Origin of the sequence: Yoonia sp., assembly GCF_017854565.1 — a bacterium.
Classification (GTDB): domain Bacteria; phylum Pseudomonadota; class Alphaproteobacteria; order Rhodobacterales; family Rhodobacteraceae; genus Yoonia.
In genome coordinates this window covers 1-16477 of the sequence record NZ_JAFMHJ010000023.1, presented here as the reverse complement: position 1 = coordinate 16477, position 16477 = coordinate 1, and the positions used below count along the sequence as shown (strand labels likewise).

Genomic DNA, 16477 nt, shown 5'->3' with positions numbered 1-16477 from the left:
ATGCATCTGACTGCCATAAACCCACAAACCGGGCAATAAAATGGCGTTTGTTAACGCGCCAGTCGCGCACGGGGTATTAATACCCCGCGTGGCGGCACTCTGTACGTACGGGTTATCTACGCCATCTGCACACAGTATTTCAGCGCCAAAACCCATGCCTGCCCTGATATTAAACACCATGGCAATCACGTCACGGTTGCGACACGCCAAACACCGTGCGCCGCGTTAAGGTCTTGCCGCTACCCGCAGCCCCTGCCAAAAGAGAAAAATGAGTACAGGACGCCTCACAATTGATCTCGACGCCGTCGTCGCCAACTGGCGCGCACTTGATGGCATGACGCAATGCAAAACCGCTGCGGTGGTCAAGGCAAACGCCTACGGCCTCGGCGCTGAAAACGTCGCCAAGGCCCTGTTCAAAGCGGGCGCGCGCAAGTTCTTTGTCGCCGTCGCCGAAGAGGCCGCCGTCATCCGCCAGGCATTGGGCCAAGGCCCTGAAATATTAGTGTTTTCCGGACATATGCGCGGCGATACCGACATGATCCGCGAACTCAATCTGATCCCCATGCTGAACGCGATTGATCAGATGGCGCAGCATTTCGAAACGCTGCCCGGCCACCCCTTTGGCATCCAGCTTGATACCGGCATGAACCGGCTGGGCATGGAACCGCAGGAATGGGCCGCCGTCGCCGAACTGGTCCTTGACCAAGGTCCCGTTCTGGTGATGAGCCACCTTGCCTGCGCCGATGAACCCGATCACCCGATGAACCCCCATCAACTTGATGTCTTTAGACAATTAACCGATGGGATCAACGTGCCCCGGTCCCTTGCTGCCACTGGCGGCATCCTGCTGGGCCCCGACTATCACTTTGATCTGACCCGCCCCGGCATCGGTCTTTACGGCGGTCATCCTTTTGAACAGGCCACTCCGGTCATTGAAATTGACCTGCCGGTTGTCCAAGTCCGCGATCTGGCCGCTGGCGAAGTTGTCGGTTACGGCAATAGCTGGCAGGCCGAACGCCCGTCAAAAATCGCAACGGTTTCAGGAGGTTACGCCGATGGCATCTTCCGGGCATTTTCCGACCGGGTGATGTTGTTTCATGGCGACCAGCCCTGCCCGCTGGTTGGGCGCGTGTCGATGGACCTGTTGACCGTCGACATCACCGACCTTGCTGAAACGCCGGACAGACTGACACTGGTCGGCCCACATCAAAGCGTCGATGATCTGGCAAAAGCGGGGAAAACAATCGGTTACGAGGTCCTGACCCAGCTTGGCGCACGCTATGGCCGCCGGACCTACGGAAAATAGCATGATGACTATCCTGCGGGTCGCAAACCTGTCGCTGTTGGTCCTTTTCCCGATCGCATGGTTCGCGCCGTTGATGCGGGCGGGCCTGCTGCCCCTGTTCGGCCTGCATGAAATCAGCGTTATTTCCGGCATGCAAAGCCTGTGGGAAAGCGATGTGGCCCTCGCCCTGCTGGTCACTGCCTTCGCGCTATTCGCGCCCTACCTGAAAACCATCGGGCTGGCATTGATCCACTTCAACCTATTGAAACGCAAGGTTTTACCGATCCTGTCGTGGTTGGGGAAACTGGCAATGGCGGATGTGTTCCTGATCGCGCTTTACATCGTCGTGGCCAAGGGCGTCGGCATCGGAAAAGTCGAAACCGCGTGGGGGCTGTATTTCTTCACCGCCTGCATCCTTGCCTCGATCGTGATCTCGACCCTGACGGCCAAACGGATGTAGCGTGCCGGTGTGCATGCCCATTGCGCAAAGCCCGTGAATAGTCCAAAAGGTGAACATGGCCAAAGACCTGACCTTTTCCTGCAATGAATGCGGCGCCTCTGTCGGTAAATGGTCGGGGCGCTGTGACGCCTGTGGCGCCTGGAATTCCATCACCCAAGACAAGGCATTGTCCAGCGGCCCCAAGGGCAAGACCTTGGGCGGCATGCGCGGCAAGCCGATCCCCCTCACTGACCTGTATACGCAGGAACCGGAACCGCCGCGCACTCTGGCAGGTGTTGGCGAACTCGACCGCGTGCTGGGCGGTGGTCTGGTCAAGGCGTCGGCCCTGCTGGTCGGCGGCGATCCCGGCATCGGCAAGTCCACGCTGCTGTTGCAAGCGGCCGCACGTTTCGGCCGTAACGGCTTGAAAGTCATCTATATTTCCGGCGAAGAATCAAACGCGCAGATTCAAATGCGCGGGCGCCGTCTGGGGCTTGAAAAAAGCCCCGTCATGCTCGCCTCTGAAACGAACCTGCGCGATATTCTGACCACGCTTGAGACCGAAAAGCCCGATCTGGCGATCATTGATTCCATCCAGACCATGTGGGCCGACAACGTCGATTCAGCCCCCGGCAGCGTCAGTCAGGTCCGCTCATCCGCGCATGAATTGACGACCTTTGCCAAACGCAACGGCATGTCCGTCATCATGGTCGGCCACGTCACCAAGGACGGCACAATTGCAGGTCCGCGCGTCGTCGAACACATGGTCGACACGGTGCTATATTTCGAAGGCGAACGCGGGCACCAGTTCCGCATCCTGCGGTCCGTCAAAAACCGTTTCGGCCCCGCTGACGAAATCGGGGTGTTCGAAATGACCGGCAAAGGCTTGGCAGAGGTCAAGAACCCCTCGGCGCTCTTTTTATCCGAGCGTGGGGCCCCCGCTCCCGGTTCAGTCGTCTTTGCCGGCTTCGAAGGCACCCGTCCGATGCTGTGCGAGATACAAGCACTTGTGGCTCCTTCGCCACACAGCCAACCGCGCCGATCAGTCGTCGGATGGGACGGCGGACGCCTTGCAATGATCCTTGCAGTGCTTGAATCGCGTTGTGGTGTTCCGTTCACCGGATTGGATGTTTACCTCAACGTAGCAGGGGGTTTGCGCATCTCCGAGCCCGGCGCAGACCTTGCCGTTGCAGCAGCTTTGGTGTCAGCCCGCGAGGACGCAACCCTGCCCACCGATGCCGTTGTGTTCGGGGAAATCAGCCTGTCAGGCGCACTGCGTCCTGTCGTGCAAACCGAAAATAGATTGAAAGAAGCCCAGAAACTTGGTTTTACAACCGCTATCATACCGCAGCAGGCCAAACTGGTCGCGGTCCCGGGCATCGCCCTGCGGCAAACGCAGGATCTGGCCGGGTTTGTAGAAGCGATATTTGGCGCCCGATAGCGCCAGTGCAGGAGAAGACGGACCATGGAAGGTTTCACACTCGTTGACGCGGGCGTCGCAGTCATCATCCTATTGTCGGGCGTGCTGGCCTATAGCCGCGGTTTCGTCCGCGAGGCGATGGCAATTCTGGGATGGATCGGCGCGACAGTCGTTGCATTCATCTTTGCGGATCAGGTCGAACCGCTGATCCGGCAGGTCCCCGTCTTGGGTGACTTTATCGGCGACAGCTGCGAACTGGCGATCATCGCGGCATTCGCTGCGGTTTTTGCGGTCGCCCTTGTGGTGGTCTCGATCTTTACGCCGCTGTTTTCCAGCATCGTTCAGCGGTCTGCGTTGGGCGGGCTTGATCAGGCTGCGGGTTTCTTGTTCGGCATCCTGCGTGGCATTTTGTTGATCGCCGTGGCGTTTTTCGTCTACCAAACTGTCTTTGCCGCACAAGAGGTCGCGATCATTGACGACAGCCGCGCGGCGCAGGTGTTTGGACAAATGACGGACCGGATCGAAGAGCAGAACCCTGAACAGGCGCTTGGCTGGATCACCGAACAGTATCAGCAGTTGGTCGGGACCTGCGGCGCACCCGCAGAATAATACAATTGTACAAAGCCACCGCCCCGCGCGGTGGCTTTTGCGCTGGTGATATACGTGTCTTGGGCATTTGATCGCCCAAAATACACGCTTAAGCTGCGAAACCCCTTGGCAAACAGTTTTCAGACCGTCGAATCATGATCGTTTCGTGACACCCCCGTCTGAACCCACTAAGACGAGGGCAACGAAACCCCTCGGATTCGGAGCCTCCAGCTTGTCCAACCAAATGCCCCCCGCCCATCCCTTTGACGATGATAAACTGCGGGAGGAGTGTGGCGTATTTGGCGTTGTCGGCGTGACCGATGCATCCAACTTTGTCGCCCTCGGTCTGCACGCCCTGCAACACCGCGGCCAAGAGGCGGGCGGGATCGTCACCCACGACACCGAAACCGGCTTTCATCAGGCGCGCCGTATGGGACTGGTACGCGACAACTTCACGTCAGCTGACATGATGGCGATGTTACCCGGCAGCATCGGAATCGGCCACGTACGCTATTCCACGGCCGGCAGCAAAGGCCAGCAGACAGCGATCCGCGACGTGCAGCCGTTTTTTGGTGAATTTTCGATGGGCGGTGCCGCAATCGCCCATAATGGTAATATCACCAACGCCCTGGCGCTGCGCCGTGAACTGATTGAACGCGGCTCGATCTTCCAAAGCTCATCTGACACCGAATGCATTATCCACCTGATGGCCCGATCCATGGGCCGCACCATCCCCGACCGGATGGAAGAGGGGCTGCGCAAAGTCGAAGGGGCATTTTCCATCGTCGCGATGACCCGAACCAAACTGATCGGCTGCCGCGATCCGCTGGGCGTCCGCCCGCTTGTGCTGGGCCGGATCGGCGAAGGTTGGGCGCTTGCGTCGGAAACCTGTGCGCTGGATATCATCGGTGCAGAGTTCGTCCGCGAGATCGAACCGGGCGAAATGGTCGTCGTCACCGAAAAGGGTGTCTCAAGCCACTTCCCATTCCGCCGCGCCAAATCGCGCTTTTGCATTTTCGAGCATGTCTATTTTAGTCGGCCGGACAGCATCTTGGGTGGTCGCTCGGTCTATGAAACCCGCGAAAACATCGGGCGCGAACTGGCGAAAGAAGCCCCGGTCGACGCAGACCTTGTCTGCCCGGTGCCCGACAGCGGCACCCCCGCCGCGATCGGCTATTCGCTACAGTCGGGTATTCCTTATGCGATGGGCATTATCCGCAACCAATACATGGGCCGGACATTCATCGAGCCCAGCGAAAGCATTCGCAACATGGGTGTGCGTCTGAAATTGAACGTCAACCGCGCACTGATCAAAGGCAAACGTGTCATCTTGGTTGACGATAGCGTCGTGCGCGGCACCACCAGCCGCAAGATCAAGGAGATGATCCTTGATGCTGGTGCCGCCGAGGTGCATTTCCGCATTGCCAGCCCACCGACGGCGTGGCCCTGCTTTTACGGCGTCGACACGCCCCAGCGCGAAAAATTGCTGGCCGCCACAATGACTGAAGATCAGATGCGCGAACATCTTGGGGTGGATAGCATCAAATTCATCTCAATCAACGGACTTTACCGGGCTGTGGGGCAGGCCAAGGGCCGCGACAAAAAGAACCCGGCCTATTGCGACGCCTGTTTCTCGGGGGAATATCCCATTGCGCCTTCCGACATGATCGAGCAAGGGTTTAAGGCGAAAACCGCCGCAGAATAGGCCGCAGACGACAACCGCAGCCCATCATAAACCCGACTGCGGGACGTCGCGCAACGTGGTGGCGATCATCCGTTCAACCGGGGAGGACCCCACTGTCACCGCCTACCGCAAAACTGGCTGGACCCGTCCGCTGCTGCGGGCTTTCTTTGCCGCAGCCAGGCTGACGCGGCAGACTCAGCCCCGTATCGGCGACGAAGCGCTCTTTGATGCCACAGGCGCCAGACCAGCGGCGGACTAACGCCCATTAGCCCGCACGCCAGGAGGTGACGCTACGTCAACGGCCTGTCCCGCGCCTGAGTACTCTGCCATACAACGGCAAAATAACATCAGGCAGTAGGACACAATGACCGAGACAACCCCCGCAGCCGTGGCAGAACAGGCAACAATGGTCGCAGCCTTGCCCCTTGATCGGCTGACGCTGATCGGGATCATGACCACAGGTGACGGACAAGCCGCGCTCTTGCGGTCGCCGCGCGGGGATATTCTGCGGGTGATACCGGGCACACAAACACTGGGGCTGACCATCACCGGCATCAGCGACAGCACCGTGACGCTGGTCGATAAGACCGGCACGGCCTACGCGCTTGCCGTACCGGGAAATTAGGCTCCTCCCTCTTGACGTTGGCAAAGGTTCGGCACAAACCGCGTCCATGATAAAAACAGCTTTGATCACCGGCGCATCACGCGGCCTTGGCGCGGCCTTGGCCAAGGCGCTTGCCCCTACGCACCACATCATCGCCGTCGGCAAGACAGTCGGCGCGTTGGAAGAGCTTGACGATGCCATTCAAGGTGTCGGTGGGCAGATGACACTGGCGCCGATGGACATCACCATTGATGCCGCCATGCAGCAGCTATGCCGTGGGATATTTGACCGCTGGGGTGGGCTTGATCTTTGGCTGCACACAGCCGTTCATGCGGCCCCTCTTGCGCCTGCCGGGCACATCGGCCCCAAGGACCTGACCAAGTCCATATCCGTGAACATCGAGGCCACGGCGCGTTTGATCAGCTATGTTTCCCCACTTCTGGGACAAGACGGGCAAGCGGTGTTCTTTGACGACCCGCGTGCGGGGCGTCAGTTTTTTGGAACCTACGGTGCCACCAAAGGCGCCCAAATCGCGCTTGCCCGCAGCTGGCAGGCCGAAAGCGCCAAAACCGGGCCGAAGGTGCATATCCTGACACCGCAACCCATGCCCACGGCCACACGCGCGCGGTTCTACCCCGGCGAGGACCGCAGCGCGCTGACAGACCCCAATACAGAGGCCGCGCGCCTTGTCCCGCTTATTCTGGGCTGACAATTTGCACGAACCGTTGCGCATCCTCTACGGTATTTGACAACCTGCGCGCAGAACACACTGCACGCCTTGCTGCCTTTTGCCCTCTGACATAGGAAAGGGCGCAAGCGGCAAGGGGTATTCATGCGCATTCTCATCACCAATGACGACGGGATCAACGCCCCGGGCCTGAAGGTTCTGACTGATATCGCCCACGAAATTGCGGGCCCTGAAGGCGAGGTTTGGACTGTGGCGCCCGCGTTTGAGCAGTCTGGCGTGGGTCATTGCATCAGCTACACCCACCCCACCATGATCGCGCAACTATCAGAGCGTCGCTTTGCCGCCGAAGGATCACCGGCGGATTGCGTCATCGCCGGCCTGTATGACGTCATGCAAGATGCACGGCCCGATGTGGTGCTTTCGGGCATCAACCGCGGCAACAACGCTGGTGAAAACGCGCTCTATTCAGGGACCATCGGTGGCGCTATGGAAGCTGCCCTGCAAGGCATCCCCGCCATCGCGATGTCGCAATATTATGGCCCGGACAACAAAGATCTCGATAACCCGTTCGAGGCCGCCGCGACCCACGGTGTATCCGTGGTGCGCCGACTGCTCGAAAAAGCCCCTTGGGACGAGGCCGATTACCGGCTGTTCTACAATGTGAATTTCCCCGCCCTGCCCGCCGCCAGTGTCAAAGGGACGCAGGCGACAACCCAAGGCTTCCGTCCCAACACCCGCTTTACCGCCGAAGCGCAAATATCACCCACCGGGCGACGTTTCTTGTGGATACGCGGCGGTGCACAGCACGAAATGACCGCCCCTGGAACCGATGTGGCCGCCAATCTGAACGGCTATATATCCGTCACGCCAATGCGCGCTGACTTGACCGACTATGCCGTTATGGACCAACTGACAGAGGCACTCGGGTGACACAGGACGCCGACACCAAAATGCGTTTCCTTTACGCCCTGCGTAGCAAGGGCGTCACCGACGCCCGCGTACTGACGGCGATGGAGCAGGTCGACCGGGCCGATTTCGTCAAAGGCACCTTTGCCGATCGCGCCTACGAAGACATGCCGCTGCCGATTGCCTGCGGGCAGACGATCAGCCAGCCGTCGGTAGTGGGCATCATGACGCAGGCGCTCAAGGTCAGCGCCCGCGATAAGGTTCTCGAAATCGGAACCGGATCTGGCTATCAGGCCGCAATCCTGAGCAAACTGGCGCGGCGGGTCTATACGGTGGACCGTTACCGCAGGCTTGTTCTGGCCGCGCGGCTTATATTTGACGCGCAAGACATCACCAACATCACCAGCTTCATCGCCGATGGCAGCTTTGGGTTTGCTGATCAGGCACCGTTTGACCGCATCCTGCTGACCGCCGCAGCCGAGGACCCGCCCGGCCCCCTCTTGGCGCAACTGCGCGTTGGGGGTATCATGGTTCTGCCGGTCGGCCAGTCCGACACCGTGCAAAGCCTGATCAGGGTGACGAGGCATGAAACCGGCTATGATTATGACGAATTACGCCCTGTACGCTTTGTACCCTTGCTTGAAGGGCTCGGACAGGACTAGACAGACACAAGATGTAGTACGGCCCCGGCAACAAGGGGCGGCTGGAAAAGAGGAGCGGTAAAGATGGCCCAAGATAAAATCCCGGCGATACGTCTATTGATGACAGGTGCAGCTTTGGCCGCACTCAGCGGCTGCGCTGACTTTGATTATGACATGCGCGATATCGGCAATGGCTTTGATACCAGCAGTGCGGTCAACGGCGTGCCGAACCGACCCAGACCAGACGAGCGCGGCATTATTTCCTATCCCAATTATCAGGTCGTTGTCGCACAGCGCGACGACACGATCCGGGGGATCGCCATCCGCCTTGGCCTCGATGCATCCGAATTGGCCGCGTATAACGGGATTGAACCCGATGTGATCCTGCGCCGCGATGAAATCATCGCCCTGCCGGGCCGTGTTGGCGATCCGACGGCTGTGATCGGCAATAGTCCCGCTCAACCGTTTGACGTCACCGCCGTGGCGACGACCGCGCTGGACCGGGCCGATGCAGGCAACGCCGTAAGCACGACTGCGCTCGATCCCGTCGCACCGGCAGCGAATGTGACACCCACTGCGCCGACCGGAGCCGAACCGATCCGGCATCAGGTTGTGCGTGGCGAAACGGTGTTTGGCATCTCACGGCTTTATAATGTGCCCGTGCGTGCCATTGCAGAATGGAACGGTCTGGATTCCGAATTTACCGTGCGCGCGGGTCAGTTCTTGCTGATACCGCAGGGACAGGCGACGCCCCCCACAGTACAGGATGTGACACCTCCCGGTGTCGGGTCTGTAGCACCGCCGCCACCCAGTGCGGCAACGCCGCTGCCCAATGAAACACCTTCGGTTCCGCTGCCCCCCGCCGCGACCCCGGCGGCACCCGATCTGGGCACCGCCACGGCAACCCAAAGCGCGCGGCTTAGCCCGCCGGTCCAAGGCAGCATTGTCCGCGCCTATGCACCGGGGACCAATGAAGGGATCGACATTGCCGTGCCCGCAGGAACAGCCGTTAAGGCCGCCGACGCCGGGACCGTTGCGGCGGTCACCACCAATACAAGCGGCGTCGCGATTGTGGTGATCAAACACAGTGATGGCCTGCTGACAGTCTATACCAACATCGACAGCCTGACGGTCAACAAAAACGATTCCGTAACGCGTGGGCAGACAATTGGCAAAGTCCGCGCCGGAAATCCCGCTGTTCTGCACTTTGAAGTGCGGCGCGGATTGCAAAGTGTAGATCCAACCGATTTCTTGCCATGAGCGAAACCAAACCGTAGGGTGGATTTCAATCCACCTTACGACAGGCGAACGCCGCGCCTACCGGCCAAATCTGTGAAATATTGCCATGCAACGCGCCCCGAACGGCTGCCACGGGTTGCCTGCCATTCGATTGCCTCGGCGCGCAAGGTCACATCATCAATCGCAACCTCATGCGCATCGCAATAACCCCGGATCATGTCCAGATACTGATCCTGATCGCACGGATGGAACCCCAGCCACAGGCCGAAACGATCCGACAGTGAAACTTTCTCTTCGACGGCCTCCGCCGGCGAAATTGCTGTGGATCGTTCGTTTTCAATCATGTCGCGGGGCATCAAATGGCGGCGATTGGATGTCGCATAAAGCACGACATTCTCGGGCCGCCCTTCGATCCCACCATCCAGAACGGCCTTGAGCGATTTATAGTGCGCGTCATCATGGCCAAAAGACAGATCGTCGCAAAACAGTATAAAGCGTTCGGGCACACCGCGCAGCAGGTTCAGACAACGCCCTATACTGGGCAAGTCCTCGCGTTGGACCTCGACCATCTTCAGACTGGGATGATCGACCGTCAGCGCACCATGAACCGCTTTGACAAGGCTTGATTTCCCCATGCCACGCGCGCCCCACAACAGGGCGTTGTTGGCAGGCAGTCCGCGTGCAAACTGCGCGGTATTGGCGATCAGCGTATCGCGCGCCCGATCCACCCCAACAAGCAAACCAACCGCGACCCGGTTCACGCGGGCCACAGGGGCAAGCCGGTCAGGGTCGGTATGCCAGACAAAGGCGGCGGCGGCGCCAAGATCAGGGGCTTGGACCGGCACCGGGCTCATCCGCTCTAGCGCATCGGCGATCCGGCGCAAGTTTTTCCTGCTCACGCTTTTGGATCCTCATCATCCGCCACGGTATCACCGTGCAGGTCGTCGTCCCACAGACCTTCGGCCCGCAGCTTGGCTTCGCGCTTGCGCTCTACACGGGCCACCAGCTGAATGGAAATTTCATAAAGTCCGTAGACGACAACAAACAGGATCACCTGCGAAATAACGTCCGGCGGGGTGGCCAGTGCAGCGACGATCAAGATACCAACCACCGCATATTTCCGTGTCCCCCGCAGGCCGCGCGCAGACACAAGCCCGGCCTTGCCCATCAACGTCAGCAGAACCGGCAGCTGAAAGCACAAACCAAAGGCCACAATGAATTTGATCGTCAAATTCAGATAGGCTTTGGCGGAACCCTGAAACAGTATGCCAGCGGCGGCTGTCGTCGCGCCATCGCCCTCGAGCAGCATGTTCTCTTGCTGAAACCCAAGGAAAAAGCCAAATGCCAACGGCGTGATCACGTAATATGCAAAAGCGGCACCAAGAAAGAACATGAAAGGTGAGGCCACCAGAAAAGGGAGAAACGCGCCCTTCTCGTTTTTGTACAAGCCCGGCGCCACGAAACGCCACAACTGATAGCTGATCATTGGAAACGAAAGGAGCAGGCCACCCAAAAGAGATATCGAAATCGCGACAAAGAAACCTTCTTCCAATGCAATGAATTGCAAATCGCACGATTGCCCGCGACTGGCCAGTGCATCACACAACGGCAGGGTCAAAAAGTTAAAGATCGGGTTCCACACCATAAAGCAAATGACCATGCCCACGATGAACGCCAAAAGTGATCGTATCAGGCGCGACCGCAATTCGGTCAGATGCTCAATCAGGGGCGCGGCGCTGTCTTCCAACTCGTCTGCGGCACTCATACGTCACCTTTTGGCGTCTCGGGCGCAACTTCCGCTGCTGCCTCTTTGGCTTTTCGGTCTGTCGCGGCTTTGGCCATTGCTTCGCTCATCTTATCCTTGGCAGCCTGCCGTTCTTCGGACAATGCCTGGGTTGCTGGGCCTTTGGTCATGCCGGTCGCCTCCTTGACCTTATCGACGCCGAACTTCTGCGGGTTGGCTGCGGCCTTGATGGTTTTGGAGATGTCCTTCACCCCGGCTTCGTCGGCAGCAGCCTCCATCGCGCGGGAAAACTCGCGGGCCATGCCCTTGGCCTTGCCCGTGAACTGCCCCAGCGTGCGAAACATGCCGGGCAGATCTTTTGGCCCGATCACGATCAGGGCCACGATGCCAATCAGCACCATCTCACTCATGCCAAGGCCAAACATTGTCGGACTACCTTATCAGGGCCTTTTTCAGGCTTTGTCTTTTTCTTCTTCCGGCGTCACGTCGCGGGCAGCAGTCACGCTATCATCAAGCTCTTTTTTGCTGTCATCAACGCCACGCTTAAAGGCTGTGATGCCCTTGCCGACTTCGCCCATCAGGCTTGAAATCTTGCCGCGCCCAAACAGGACCAGCACGACGACTGCGATCAAAAGAAGGCCGGGAAGGCCGATGTTATTGAGCATTTTTCTCTCCTCTGGCCGGGTCGAACCCTGCGCGCATTAATCTCTCTTGCACAGAGATAGGGCGGGATCGCCACCAATGGAAGCGCCAAAACGCATGAGGCCGACCCTTCAAATGCCTTTTTTGCATAGGAAATTCAATTTTTGTGACAAATACTTGTCAGTTGCCATAAAAATGGCAAAACTTGGTCGAATCACCCGGAGATTTCCATGCGCCGCGCCGACCGTCTGATGAGTTTGATCCAGATCCTGCGCGACGGGACGCTGCACAAGGCGGCCAATCTTGCGGCGGCCACGGACGTATCCTTGCGCACGATCTACCGGGACATGGAAACGCTGGCGGCCTCGGGGGTCCCGATTGAAGGCGAACGTGGCATCGGCTACCGCGTCACCGCAGCCATCACCCTGCCCCCCCTTAATCTGACCATGACCGAGGTCGAGGCCCTGCATCTGGGCCTGCTCGCCGTTCGTGAGGAAGGAGACAGCGAACTGTCAGCGGCGGCGGCCAGCCTTTCGGCCAAACTGGACGCGGTACTGCCTGAAAACCGGGCGCGCGCGCCGCAGGGTTACGGCTTTGCGATTTACCCTTTTGCCGATGCCGCCCGCGGTTTTCAACATCTGCCCGCCCTACGCCAAGCGATCCGGACACGTCAAAAGCTGGCGCTGACCTTGCACGGCGAAGAACGGACGGTACGCCCGTTACAACTCGACTATTGGGGGCGACTTTGGACCTGCGTCGTTTGGTGCGAGCGCAAAAAGAATTTCGACGAAATCCGGGTCGATACCATAGCAAAGCTACGGATCCTGCCCAGCCTGTTTGTAGATGAAGCCGGTAAATCGCTGACCGACTTCAACGCCCTGATCTAACGCAACCGCAGATTATTCCGCTCATCGCCGGCGCCTACCACCCGGCCACTTTTCGCAGCATATTCAATGCAACCAGGATCAGAAAAAACCCGAACACCTTCTTCAACGGCTTTGGGTCCATCCGATGCGCCAACGCGGCACCCCATGGTGCGGTAATCAGCGTCATCGCAATCACCAGAGCAAAGGCCACAAAATTGACCGCCCCAATCGTGAATGGTGGTGCAACCTGCATGTCAACCAAAAGGAAACCTGCCACGGAAGGCACCGCGATAATCACGCCAAACCCAGCCGCAGTGGCGACCGCGCGGTGAATTGGCACGTTATACAAAGTCATCGTCGGCACGCCGAATGATCCGCCACCGATGCCCATCAGCACCGACAGAAAGCCCAGGATCGGCGACAGTATCGCCCGGACCACGCCCACAGGCATGTTGTTGCCCAGCCGCCAATGGCTTTGGCCAAATGTCATGTAAAGGCCGACAATGATGGCCAACCCACCGAAAATCGCCTGCAATGCAGCGGACCGCAGTGAAGATGCGATAAAGACACCGACCAAGGCACCGACAGCGACCCCCAAAGCCCAGGTCCTCAGGATATCCCAGTCGACGGCGCCTTTCTTATTGTGGGCCAACACCGACCGCATCGACGTCACGATGATCGTGGCGAGCGACGTCCCCAGGCACATTTGCATCAGTTGCGGGCTGTCATATCCCAGCACACTGAACGCATAGAAAAACGCAGGGACCAAGATAATGCCGCCGCCGACACCAAGCAGTCCGGCCAACACACCTGCAAAAGCGCCAATGACCAGAAGCATCGCGCCCATGGCCAGCAACAACGTCATATCTTCCATGATTTTTCCTAATCGGCCAAGCGCGTCACATGTTCAAGCGCAGCTAGCACGACATCCGGGCCAGCGCCATCTGCATGTACGTGCTCTGACAGGTGCCGCCGCCAGCCACGCGCACCGGGTCGGCCCTGAAACAGGCCAAGCATATGGCGGGTGATTTGGCCCAACCTGCCACCTTCTTGCAGATGTGCCGCGATGTAGGGCAGCATCAGATGCACGACGTCTTCGGCGGTTCGGTCCAGACCTCCGTCGAAAATCTTGCGGTCCGCACCCAACAGTATTTCGGCAGGCGTATGATACGCGGCCCTGCCAATCATCACGCCATCCAAACCCTGCGCCAGAAATGCGGCTGCCTGATCAAGCGTCGCGACACCGCCATTCACTGACAAATGCAGATGGGGAAACATGCCCTTCATCGCCAGCACAAGATCATAGTCCAGCGGCGGAATGTCGCGATTTTCCTTGGGCGACAGCCCCTGCAACCACGCTTTGCGGGCATGAATGGTGAAACGATCCACGCCCGCCGCTGCGACGCGGCTCAGAAAATCTGGCAAGATCACGGCGGGATCCTGATCGTCCACCCCAATCCGGCATTTCACCGTAATCGGCACCTCGGCGGCGTCGCGCATCGCAGCGACGCAATCGGCGACAAGCTGGGCATTTTCCATCAAGACCGCGCCGAAACTGCCCGATTGCACCCGATCAGAGGGACAGCCACAATTGAGATTGACCTCAACATAGCCCAAATCGGCGGCAATCCGCGCCGCCTGCGCCAATTGCGCCGGGTCCGATCCGCCCAATTGCAGCGCGACCGGCTGCTCTGCCGGATCAAACCGCAACAGCCGATCACGATCACCATGCACGACCGCCGCAGCAGTCACCATCTCGGTGTAAAGCAATGCATGCTTCGACATCAGTCGATGCAAAAATCGGCAATGCCGATCCGTCCAATCCATCATCGGCGCGCAGGATAATCTAGCGTTTTGATTTATATGCATTTTTCTTGTATCTTCAAACTGTTGGCGGCGATTGCTGCTACGCTGGACTACGTCCCAATATCCCCGAATTTGCCCCTCTACGACTCATTGCACACCCAGCGCACACGAAAATGGCCTCAATCATCAAACTCCCCTCCGGTGCCTGACCTGAGTTCAGATCAGACGAAAGGGCCGCTTTGCCGCGCGAGACGTTTCTCCGTCGCGACGATGCCCATCGCTGGGCCCGCCAGGCGGAGACCCGGGTGGATCAGGGGTTGGCGCCGAACAAGTCGTCCGTCTCCCGCCTGACCACCGCTCGCGCGATCTCATCGACCTCCACATAGTCGATATGTGCGAGGTAGGCAAACCGCCGCGTCGCGAGCCAAGGCCGCCACGCTCACGACGCTCAAGCGCGATCTGGGCAAGGAGAAGATCGGGCACCTCGACCGGCAAAAGCTGATCAACTACGGCAAGATGCGCGCCGATCAAGGCGCGGGTCCGGTGACCCTCAGCATCGATATCGGCGTGATCACGATGATCATCACCCATGCAGCCGCCGTGCACGGCCTCGACATCTCTCCGGAACCCGTTGATCTGGCGCGTGTCGCGCTCAAGCGGCTCGGCCTCATCGGCAAAGGCACCGAGCGGGACCGCCGCCCCACCACGGACGAGCTGAACCGCCTCTTCCGTTACCGCGTGCCTCAGCCCGCCACTTGTGCAGTGTCGCCTCGGAAATCCCTTCCTCTTGCGACAACTGCCGAATGGCCATGTTGTTCGGCGGTAACATCCGCTTCAGCACTGCCGATTTTCGTTCCAGTGAATATCCCAAATCATCGTCCTATCCCGCCCTCCTGAAAATTAGATAAAAATAGAGCAGCGGACAACTTCCCTGACACAGGGAGCTTGCAATGCATAGCTTTCTCGCGCAGCCTTTCCGACATTGGACAAGCCCTAATTTTCGAACTTGGCGCAGTCCCATTTTTTAAATAGAGTCCCACAATGTCAAAAAAGCAATTCTTTTACGCAATTCTTTTCGGGTTCATGACGGCGCAAGTTGCGGCCGCACAAGATCAGCCCGCCAAAAAGACTTTCGCCGAGCAAATGGCTGAATCCGTCGCAGAACAACTCGCAGAAGAAGAAGCGCAAAGACTGGCGATAGAGGCCGCGAAGCCGACCGATGATAGCATTGCCGCCGAATGTGATGCCCAAGGCGATTTGTGGGTGAGGGCGTTGAGCCTTAACCAAAAAGGTATCCCGTTGGACGAGGCCAAAACAATGATCTTGGAATCGCCCGAGGGTATCGGCCAGATGCTGCCCGCAGCAGCGGTTTATATGGTCGAGGTCGTCTACAACTATTTTTCGAAAAGGACGCCAGAGAGCTTGAAAGCTAGGATCGTGGAACAATGCCTGATCAGATGAAGGCCGCAGTTTTGGTAGGCGCTCAAATCAAAATCCTAATCCGCCTGCCGTGACCAATCCTAGCCATTTGCTGGATCACAATTTGAAAGAAGCATCATGAGACATCCAATTTGCCTTTCGTTTGCCGTTTGCGCCGCGCTTTTGACTGGCACCATGACGTATGCGCAAGAACCTGCATTGCAGCTGATGCCCGAAGACGAATTGCGATCCTTCTTTGTTTTTGGTCCTGAAGACGGCCTGAAATATGCCGAGTGCGACGGAAAACGCGCTTTCACATGCACCTACATTTGGGGCGCGCCCGACGAAGCCGATGCTTTGCGGATTAAAATGGGCGGCAAACCAGACGGCAAAAAGCTTCTTGTAATTGCGGACCGTGCAGCCAATCCCTCTGATTTCGACCGCGTGCTTGGGTAATCCCCCCATTTGTGGGGCTGTTTGAAACTAGAGTTACGCGGCCATTTGGT

20 protein-coding genes are annotated in these 16477 nt (G+C 58.6%); 13 read left to right on the top strand and 7 right to left on the bottom strand.

The genetic code is table 11. The features are described from left to right. Positions 1-268 precede the first annotated feature (268 nt). The 10 genes from alr (at position 269) to QZ196_RS10560 (ending at position 9515) form a co-directional block, all read left to right on the top strand. Positions 269-1306: an alanine racemase gene (gene alr, locus QZ196_RS10610; RefSeq protein ID WP_296426220.1), complete on the top strand. Its 1038-nt coding sequence runs from the start codon at positions 269-271 to the stop codon at positions 1304-1306. A gap of 1 nt (position 1307) precedes the next feature. Next, the gene (locus QZ196_RS10605) at positions 1308-1745 is read left to right on the top strand and encodes a paraquat-inducible protein A (RefSeq protein WP_296426218.1); all 438 of its coding nucleotides are present in this window, start codon (positions 1308-1310) and stop codon (positions 1743-1745) included. 55 nt (positions 1746-1800) lie between these two features. Continuing rightward, positions 1801-3165, top strand: coding sequence for a DNA repair protein RadA (radA, locus tag QZ196_RS10600; protein ID WP_296426215.1), 1365 nt, complete (start codon positions 1801-1803; stop codon positions 3163-3165). A gap of 24 nt (positions 3166-3189) precedes the next feature. After that, positions 3190-3753 (top strand): CvpA family protein, encoded by a 564-nt coding sequence (locus QZ196_RS10595; RefSeq protein ID WP_296426211.1) that lies wholly within the window; start codon positions 3190-3192, stop codon positions 3751-3753. Positions 3754-3976: 223 nt separating this feature from the next. Further along, complete coding sequence (gene purF / locus QZ196_RS10590) at positions 3977-5437, top strand: amidophosphoribosyltransferase (RefSeq protein ID WP_296426210.1); 1461 nt, start codon at positions 3977-3979, stop codon at positions 5435-5437. A gap of 343 nt (positions 5438-5780) precedes the next feature. Next, the gene (locus tag QZ196_RS10580; RefSeq protein ID WP_296426209.1) at positions 5781-6041 is read left to right on the top strand and encodes a hypothetical protein; all 261 of its coding nucleotides are present in this window, start codon (positions 5781-5783) and stop codon (positions 6039-6041) included. A 46-nt stretch (positions 6042-6087) separates the two neighbouring features. Then, entirely contained in the window at positions 6088-6729 is a 642-nt protein-coding gene (locus QZ196_RS10575) for an SDR family NAD(P)-dependent oxidoreductase (protein ID WP_296426208.1), read from the top strand. Positions 6730-6852: 123 nt separating this feature from the next. Next, complete coding sequence (surE, locus tag QZ196_RS10570; protein WP_296426207.1) at positions 6853-7638, top strand: 5'/3'-nucleotidase SurE; 786 nt, start codon at positions 6853-6855, stop codon at positions 7636-7638. Next, complete coding sequence (locus QZ196_RS10565; RefSeq protein ID WP_296426204.1) at positions 7635-8276, top strand: protein-L-isoaspartate(D-aspartate) O-methyltransferase; 642 nt, start codon at positions 7635-7637, stop codon at positions 8274-8276. Before surE ends, QZ196_RS10565 begins: the two co-directional genes overlap by 4 nt. Before the next feature lie 99 nt (positions 8277-8375). Next, positions 8376-9515 carry a M23 family metallopeptidase gene (locus tag QZ196_RS10560; protein ID WP_296426203.1) on the top strand — a complete coding sequence of 380 codons (1140 nt, stop codon included), beginning with the start codon at positions 8376-8378 and terminating at the stop codon, positions 9513-9515. Between the two features lie 35 nt (positions 9516-9550). On the opposite strand, the gene QZ196_RS10555 is transcribed toward QZ196_RS10560, so the two are convergent. The 4 genes from QZ196_RS10555 to QZ196_RS10540 are packed head-to-tail and all read right to left on the bottom strand — an operon-like array spanning position 9551 to position 11903. After that, the gene (locus QZ196_RS10555) at positions 9551-10348 is read right to left on the bottom strand and encodes an ATP-binding protein (protein ID WP_296426286.1); all 798 of its coding nucleotides are present in this window, start codon (positions 10346-10348) and stop codon (positions 9551-9553) included. A 41-nt stretch (positions 10349-10389) separates the two neighbouring features. Further along, on the bottom strand, positions 10390-11259 hold the full coding sequence (gene tatC, locus QZ196_RS10550; protein ID WP_296426201.1) for a twin-arginine translocase subunit TatC: 870 nt from the start codon (positions 11257-11259) through the stop codon (positions 10390-10392). Next, positions 11256-11663 (bottom strand): Sec-independent protein translocase protein TatB, encoded by a 408-nt coding sequence (gene tatB, locus QZ196_RS10545; RefSeq protein WP_296426199.1) that lies wholly within the window; start codon positions 11661-11663, stop codon positions 11256-11258. Before tatB ends, tatC begins: the two co-directional genes overlap by 4 nt. Before the next feature lie 27 nt (positions 11664-11690). Next, positions 11691-11903 (bottom strand): twin-arginine translocase TatA/TatE family subunit, encoded by a 213-nt coding sequence (locus QZ196_RS10540; protein WP_296426198.1) that lies wholly within the window; start codon positions 11901-11903, stop codon positions 11691-11693. Between the two features lie 207 nt (positions 11904-12110). Between QZ196_RS10540 and QZ196_RS10535 the strand changes: the two genes are divergently transcribed. Next, the gene (locus QZ196_RS10535; protein WP_296426196.1) at positions 12111-12767 is read left to right on the top strand and encodes an HTH domain-containing protein; all 657 of its coding nucleotides are present in this window, start codon (positions 12111-12113) and stop codon (positions 12765-12767) included. Positions 12768-12801: 34 nt separating this feature from the next. Here the strand turns inward: QZ196_RS10535 and QZ196_RS10530 are convergent, their stop codons facing one another. From QZ196_RS10530 to QZ196_RS17580, 3 genes are all read right to left on the bottom strand, one after another. Beyond that, positions 12802-13620, bottom strand: a complete 819-nt coding sequence (locus QZ196_RS10530) for a sulfite exporter TauE/SafE family protein (RefSeq protein ID WP_296426194.1) — start codon at positions 13618-13620, stop codon at positions 12802-12804. An 8-nt stretch (positions 13621-13628) separates the two neighbouring features. Next, positions 13629-14615 (bottom strand): tRNA dihydrouridine(20/20a) synthase DusA, encoded by a 987-nt coding sequence (gene dusA / locus QZ196_RS10525; protein ID WP_296426192.1) that lies wholly within the window; start codon positions 14613-14615, stop codon positions 13629-13631. 604 nt (positions 14616-15219) lie between these two features. Beyond that, a complete protein-coding gene (locus QZ196_RS17580) occupies positions 15220-15363 on the bottom strand; it encodes a hypothetical protein (RefSeq protein ID WP_366510969.1) in 144 nt (47 codons plus the stop codon). Positions 15364-15593: 230 nt separating this feature from the next. Between QZ196_RS17580 and QZ196_RS10515 the strand changes: the two genes are divergently transcribed. Together QZ196_RS10515 and QZ196_RS10510 are read left to right on the top strand one after the other, a co-directional pair. Then, entirely contained in the window at positions 15594-16013 is a 420-nt protein-coding gene (locus QZ196_RS10515; protein ID WP_296426188.1) for a hypothetical protein, read from the top strand. 186 nt (positions 16014-16199) lie between these two features. Next, a complete protein-coding gene (locus QZ196_RS10510; RefSeq protein WP_296426185.1) occupies positions 16200-16427 on the top strand; it encodes a hypothetical protein in 228 nt (75 codons plus the stop codon). The last annotated feature ends 50 nt before the right edge of the window (positions 16428-16477 follow it).

Bases quoted from the DNA above. Each gene is read 5' to 3' on its own strand.
- QZ196_RS10530 (WP_296426194.1), bottom strand. From the start codon at position 13,620: ATGGAAGATATGACGTTGTTGCTGGCCATGGGCGCGATGCTTCTGGTC.
- QZ196_RS10580 (WP_296426209.1), top strand. From the start codon at position 5,781: ATGACCGAGACAACCCCCGCAGCCGTGGCAGAACAGGCAACAATGGTC.
- alr (WP_296426220.1), top strand. From the start codon at position 269: ATGAGTACAGGACGCCTCACAATTGATCTCGACGCCGTCGTCGCCAAC.
- tatB (WP_296426199.1), bottom strand. From the start codon at position 11,663: ATGTTTGGCCTTGGCATGAGTGAGATGGTGCTGATTGGCATCGTGGCC.
- radA (WP_296426215.1), top strand. From the start codon at position 1,801: ATGGCCAAAGACCTGACCTTTTCCTGCAATGAATGCGGCGCCTCTGTC.
- QZ196_RS10595 (WP_296426211.1), top strand. From the start codon at position 3,190: ATGGAAGGTTTCACACTCGTTGACGCGGGCGTCGCAGTCATCATCCTA.
- QZ196_RS10515 (WP_296426188.1), top strand. From the start codon at position 15,594: ATGTCAAAAAAGCAATTCTTTTACGCAATTCTTTTCGGGTTCATGACG.
- QZ196_RS10560 (WP_296426203.1), top strand. From the start codon at position 8,376: ATGACAGGTGCAGCTTTGGCCGCACTCAGCGGCTGCGCTGACTTTGAT.
- dusA (WP_296426192.1), bottom strand. From the start codon at position 14,615: ATGCATATAAATCAAAACGCTAGATTATCCTGCGCGCCGATGATGGAT.
- QZ196_RS17580 (WP_366510969.1), bottom strand. From the start codon at position 15,363: ATGGCCATTCGGCAGTTGTCGCAAGAGGAAGGGATTTCCGAGGCGACA.
- QZ196_RS10540 (WP_296426198.1), bottom strand. From the start codon at position 11,903: ATGCTCAATAACATCGGCCTTCCCGGCCTTCTTTTGATCGCAGTCGTC.
- QZ196_RS10605 (WP_296426218.1), top strand. From the start codon at position 1,308: ATGATGACTATCCTGCGGGTCGCAAACCTGTCGCTGTTGGTCCTTTTC.
- QZ196_RS10535 (WP_296426196.1), top strand. From the start codon at position 12,111: ATGCGCCGCGCCGACCGTCTGATGAGTTTGATCCAGATCCTGCGCGAC.
- QZ196_RS10510 (WP_296426185.1), top strand. From the start codon at position 16,200: ATGCCCGAAGACGAATTGCGATCCTTCTTTGTTTTTGGTCCTGAAGAC.
- QZ196_RS10575 (WP_296426208.1), top strand. From the start codon at position 6,088: ATGATAAAAACAGCTTTGATCACCGGCGCATCACGCGGCCTTGGCGCG.
- QZ196_RS10555 (WP_296426286.1), bottom strand. From the start codon at position 10,348: ATGAGCCCGGTGCCGGTCCAAGCCCCTGATCTTGGCGCCGCCGCCGCC.
- purF (WP_296426210.1), top strand. From the start codon at position 3,977: ATGCCCCCCGCCCATCCCTTTGACGATGATAAACTGCGGGAGGAGTGT.
- surE (WP_296426207.1), top strand. From the start codon at position 6,853: ATGCGCATTCTCATCACCAATGACGACGGGATCAACGCCCCGGGCCTG.
- tatC (WP_296426201.1), bottom strand. From the start codon at position 11,259: ATGAGTGCCGCAGACGAGTTGGAAGACAGCGCCGCGCCCCTGATTGAG.